Raw genomic sequence first — 4063 nt, 5'->3', positions numbered from 1 at the left:
TCTATATCGACGCGAACATCTAAATCGCCCTCAACTCTTCCAACGGGTGAAATATCTAGTGTTTGAATTGTCATTTTTGTCCTTTGTCATTTGTCACTGGTCACTGGTCACTGGTCACTGACTAGACTGTAAAAATATCTTCTTCTGCCCAGGTAGGTACTATGTTCTTAGCGACAACGGTAAGAAAAGCATAGTCTTGCCTTTTCATACCGGGCGGGATGTCTTTAGGAACTCCCATCAAGGTTTGTGTCTTAAACACTGTTCCTGGTTCGAGGTCATAGAAGGGGAATTCTGGTTCGGTACAACCCAAACACGGCATTCCCGCACGGGTTTTGGAGGAGACTCGGTTCCATAAAATACGGTTGCATGATGAATGAGTCATGGGACCGCGACAACCTAAGTCGTAGAACAGACATCCTTTGCGCTGACCAAACTCCGCAACTGATGCTTTGTAGGCAAAATGGACGTTACGGGTACAACCTGTTTGTGTAAAACTTTTGAAAAATGTTTGCGGGCGATTGAACTCGTCAAGGGTTATGTCGTCCAAACGCCCTGTTGCGATCGCAACTAATATTTGGCTAATCCAGTCAGGATGCGCGGGACATCCAGGGATATTGATAACTGGAAGACCTGCTTGAGATCGATATTCTGTTCCTAAAAAACCGCCCTTTTGCCGTTTGAGAAATTGCAAGCCCTGTGATTGGCTGGGGTTGGGTGCAGTGGCTGGAATTCCTCCCCAGGTCGCGCAATCTCCTACTGCTACAACAAATTTGGCAGCTTTTGATAGATCGAGCAACCAATCTTTCATCGGACGTTCGGCAAACCGATTCCAGTTACCCGTTCCGTTAGGAGCATTGACCACAGTCCCTTCAAAGACTAATATATCAAGAGGAACTTTTCCAGAAATACAGTCCCGCAAAAGCGCTTGTAAGCGATCGCCTAGTTCTAGCCCTAAAGACGGATGCCATAGGACTTTAATGCCAAAATCAGCGATTAAATCGCAGACGGTAGGTTCTTCAGCATTTAAAAATGATATGGTGTTACCCGAACAAGCACCACCTTGCAACCAGAGTACGTTAGTCATCTGTGATGTGTTTTTTATTGCCGACAATATATTGCTCAAATGATAGGTTCAGTGGAGTCTCAACAAAAACAGTTTGGTCAATACAGATGTATGAAAAAGAGGCTTGGTTCGGGGAGTAGCGTTGAAGATCCAAGCCTCTCAACAGCGAGGAAACTATGCCAACGTTGACATATTACCTATGGAAATTTTTTAGAACAAAACTTAACGAAACTGTGTGAGAGTCTTACCTGTTGACCAACATTTATCCTTATATTATGAATTATTTTGCAATGTAGTGCTTTACGATTGCTCCAAAATTCATGAAACCATGACAAGTTCTGAAGCTTTTCATCGATCGCATTGTTTTTGCGATCGCACAGTCTAATATCTTATATTTATACAGGTGTAAAAGAGATCTATTACTTAACAAATCAATAGACTCATGAATTGGTAGGATTTGCATACTCTTATCTACCCTACAGTACAGTACAATATCTGAGAAGAGAGAGTCTAAATAACGCTCTCGTACTGCTATAGCTTTTGTATCAATTAAAAATTTCAAAAGCTTTGTTAAGAAAATTTTTTATAGAAGATCTATATGAGATTTCCATAAGGTCTTTCAAATAAACTTTTGTTATGGTATTTCTAAAAAAATAGAGCCTTGTTTTAGAGATACTCTTAAGAATTATGACAAATGATGTTAACTTGATAGGAGATTTTTTGTTACTTTCACTAGGACTTCTCCTATCTCTGGTTGGTGGCGCTATTGGTGGAATGCTATTAGCAGGCAAAGAGTTTGGTTACCAATTTGCCGCTTCACTGGGTAGCTTGTTAGGTCCCGCTGGTGTAATTCCTGGCATCATTGTAGGACTAGCCATATTACAAATTCTACTCAATTAACTAGGTCACTGGTCACCGGTCACTGGTCACTGCTCACTGTTAAAGGGAGACATTATGTTTCAAATTGCATGGTTTTCTGGTAAATTATTTTTCAAAGGTAAGTTATTTCGAGACCCCGTTGATTTTATCAAACAAATAGCGATCGCGACTATCATCAGTTCGTTAGTATTAGTCTCATTAGCATTAGTAAAAATACCATTATTACTAGCAGTTGCTATCTCTAGCATACTGACAGGTATAATGATGCCTTTCCTCTTCAAAGACTTTAAAATGAAGTAATTTAGATTGTTAGCGATCGGTTAAACCGTTAACAATTAAGAAGCCACAAAAAGGATACATGACTCAAGAAACACTTGAAGAATTAGTTACAGAAATCAGCCGGTTTGAAGCAATTATTGCCGAATGGGAAGAAACTCAAAGAGGTGTAGCTGCAGGATTCAAACGAGCAATTGAAGCTTTACACAAGGAAGCATTGACACGTTTAATTAAAAGTGTTAAGCAAGAATCCATGCCAGCTCTACGCAATGCTGTTCGAGATGAAGTCGTTTATGGAGTTTTGCTGTACCACGAACTCATTAAACCTCCTGCACCACCCTTATCACAACGCATTCAAGAAGCTCTCGAGCAAGTCCGTCCTGGCTTAAAAAGCCATAACGGAGATGTCCAGCTTGTAGCTATTAAACCACCAGATACGGTGGAAGTAAAATTAACAGGTGCTTGCGGTCATTGTCCGGCTTCTAATCTAACGTTATCTCAAAGCATCGAACAGACGATAAAAACATATTGTCCTGAAATTACAAACGTTATTGCTGTTCATTGATTTGTTAAGAACTGCCAAAGACAAAATTTCATGACATTTATGGTGGTACGGGCTTCTAGCCCGCTACTAAATTTCTGGTGGTGCGGGCTAGAAGCCTGCTACTGATAGAAGACGGGCGAGGACGCCCGTACCACAAGATGGATGATTGATTTGTTGAGCATCAGTTCTACCAAATACAAATCTTTTACTATTTCTGGTGGTGCGGGCTTCTAGCCCGCTACTGAATTTCTGGTGGTGCGGGCTTCTAGCCCGCTACTGATAGAAGACGGGCGAGGACGCCCGTACCACAAGATGGATGATTGATTTGTTGGGAATATGGCAGTTATCTAAGCAAAGCTTTCTTAATCCAAAATCTAAAATCCAACATGATATAATTACGCTGTCCGAAACCGTGCAAGTTCTTGACCCGTTTTTGCGTCGTGGGCGTGAACGGTGCAAACGAGACAAGAATCAAACGATCGCGCTACGTGACCAACTTCCACTGGATCGGTAGAGTCAAATATAGGGGTTCCAATCAAAGCTTCCTCAATAGGTCCGCGTATCCCTTCAGCATCGCGGGGTCCTATATTCCAAGTACTCGGAGCCATGATTTGGTAATTTTTAATCTTACCACCTTCTATGTGTACCCAGTGACACAAAGCACCTCGTGCCGCTTCAGTTGCACCCCAACCTTGTCCGTCTTTTTCTTTGGGTTTGATATACCAGGGGTCGTTTAACCGGAACTCGCGCAAACAGCGTTCTGCTTGTCGATACAACTGAACCATTTCGTGAACTCGTGCGAGTTGACGCAAATGAATACTTGCACCGCCCAACTGCTTAAATACATTGAGGATAAATCCGTCATAATGCTGCCAAGGCTCGCCATGTGTGCCACCTGCTACTAATTGGCGTGCAAGTGCGCCTGCTTCTAACCGTCCAAAGTCTTGATGACGTACTGCTGTTGACCAAGAATATTTCCCTTCAAAATCTTTGGTGTTGTTTTTAATAGGTTTGGTTGTGCGGTTAAAAGGATGAATGTCTTCTGTTCCTTCGTCGTACCACGCATGAGTGGTATTTTCGCGAGCAAACGGATGCTCCATTAAAGTGTGAGTGTCGTTAAAACTGTCATACACTCCACTCTTCATAAATAGAGCAGCATTTCGTCCCTCTATTGTTGGTTTTTGATATTTTGACTCGTGAGGTAGGTATCCCCAACTAACATATTTACCTACACCTGCACCATACTTATCTAAACCAATATCTAAACCCATACGCCAGTAAAAACCCAAGTCAGAATTGGC

General features: G+C 42.0%; 6 protein-coding genes and 1 pseudogene. 3 read left to right on the top strand and 4 right to left on the bottom strand.

Going from position 1 to position 4063, the window contains the following annotated elements; translation table 11 throughout:
• The 3 genes and pseudogenes from ACKTT2_RS00375 to ACKTT2_RS00365 all read right to left on the bottom strand — a co-directional run.
• Positions 1-74, bottom strand: a pseudogene (locus tag ACKTT2_RS00375) (nickel-dependent hydrogenase large subunit); the annotation flags it as partial.
• Between the two features lie 47 nt (positions 75-121).
• Positions 122-1084 carry an NADH-quinone oxidoreductase subunit B family protein gene (locus tag ACKTT2_RS00370; RefSeq protein WP_407882840.1) on the bottom strand — a complete coding sequence of 321 codons (963 nt, stop codon included), beginning with the start codon at positions 1082-1084 and terminating at the stop codon, positions 122-124.
• 259 nt (positions 1085-1343) lie between these two features.
• A complete protein-coding gene (locus ACKTT2_RS00365) occupies positions 1344-1625 on the bottom strand; it encodes a hypothetical protein (RefSeq protein ID WP_407882838.1) in 282 nt (93 codons plus the stop codon).
• Between the two features lie 125 nt (positions 1626-1750).
• On the opposite strand from ACKTT2_RS00365, the gene ACKTT2_RS00360 reads away from it, so the two are divergent.
• The 3 genes from ACKTT2_RS00360 to ACKTT2_RS00350 are packed head-to-tail and all read left to right on the top strand — an operon-like array spanning position 1751 to position 2783.
• Complete coding sequence (locus tag ACKTT2_RS00360) at positions 1751-1963, top strand: hypothetical protein (RefSeq protein ID WP_407882836.1); 213 nt, start codon at positions 1751-1753, stop codon at positions 1961-1963.
• A 54-nt stretch (positions 1964-2017) separates the two neighbouring features.
• Positions 2018-2242: a hypothetical protein gene (locus tag ACKTT2_RS00355; protein WP_407882834.1), complete on the top strand. Its 225-nt coding sequence runs from the start codon at positions 2018-2020 to the stop codon at positions 2240-2242.
• Between the two features lie 58 nt (positions 2243-2300).
• Positions 2301-2783, top strand: coding sequence for a NifU family protein (locus ACKTT2_RS00350; RefSeq protein WP_407882831.1), 483 nt, complete (start codon positions 2301-2303; stop codon positions 2781-2783).
• 374 nt (positions 2784-3157) lie between these two features.
• On the opposite strand, the gene ACKTT2_RS00345 is transcribed toward ACKTT2_RS00350, so the two are convergent.
• The coding region (locus ACKTT2_RS00345) for a nickel-dependent hydrogenase large subunit (protein WP_407882829.1) at positions 3158-4063 on the bottom strand (906 nt) is incomplete at its 5' end.

Source organism: Scytonema hankhaensis NUACC26 (assembly GCF_045865695.1).
Taxonomy (GTDB): Bacteria; Cyanobacteriota; Cyanobacteriia; order Cyanobacteriales; family Nostocaceae; genus Scytonema.
Note: the sequence above shows the minus strand (reverse complement) of the source record. Positions and strands in the feature narration are given on the sequence as shown.

Bases quoted from the DNA above. Each gene is read 5' to 3' on its own strand.
- ACKTT2_RS00370 (WP_407882840.1), bottom strand. From the start codon at position 1,084: ATGACTAACGTACTCTGGTTGCAAGGTGGTGCTTGTTCGGGTAACACC.
- ACKTT2_RS00360 (WP_407882836.1), top strand. From the start codon at position 1,751: ATGACAAATGATGTTAACTTGATAGGAGATTTTTTGTTACTTTCACTA.
- ACKTT2_RS00355 (WP_407882834.1), top strand. From the start codon at position 2,018: ATGTTTCAAATTGCATGGTTTTCTGGTAAATTATTTTTCAAAGGTAAG.
- ACKTT2_RS00350 (WP_407882831.1), top strand. From the start codon at position 2,301: ATGACTCAAGAAACACTTGAAGAATTAGTTACAGAAATCAGCCGGTTT.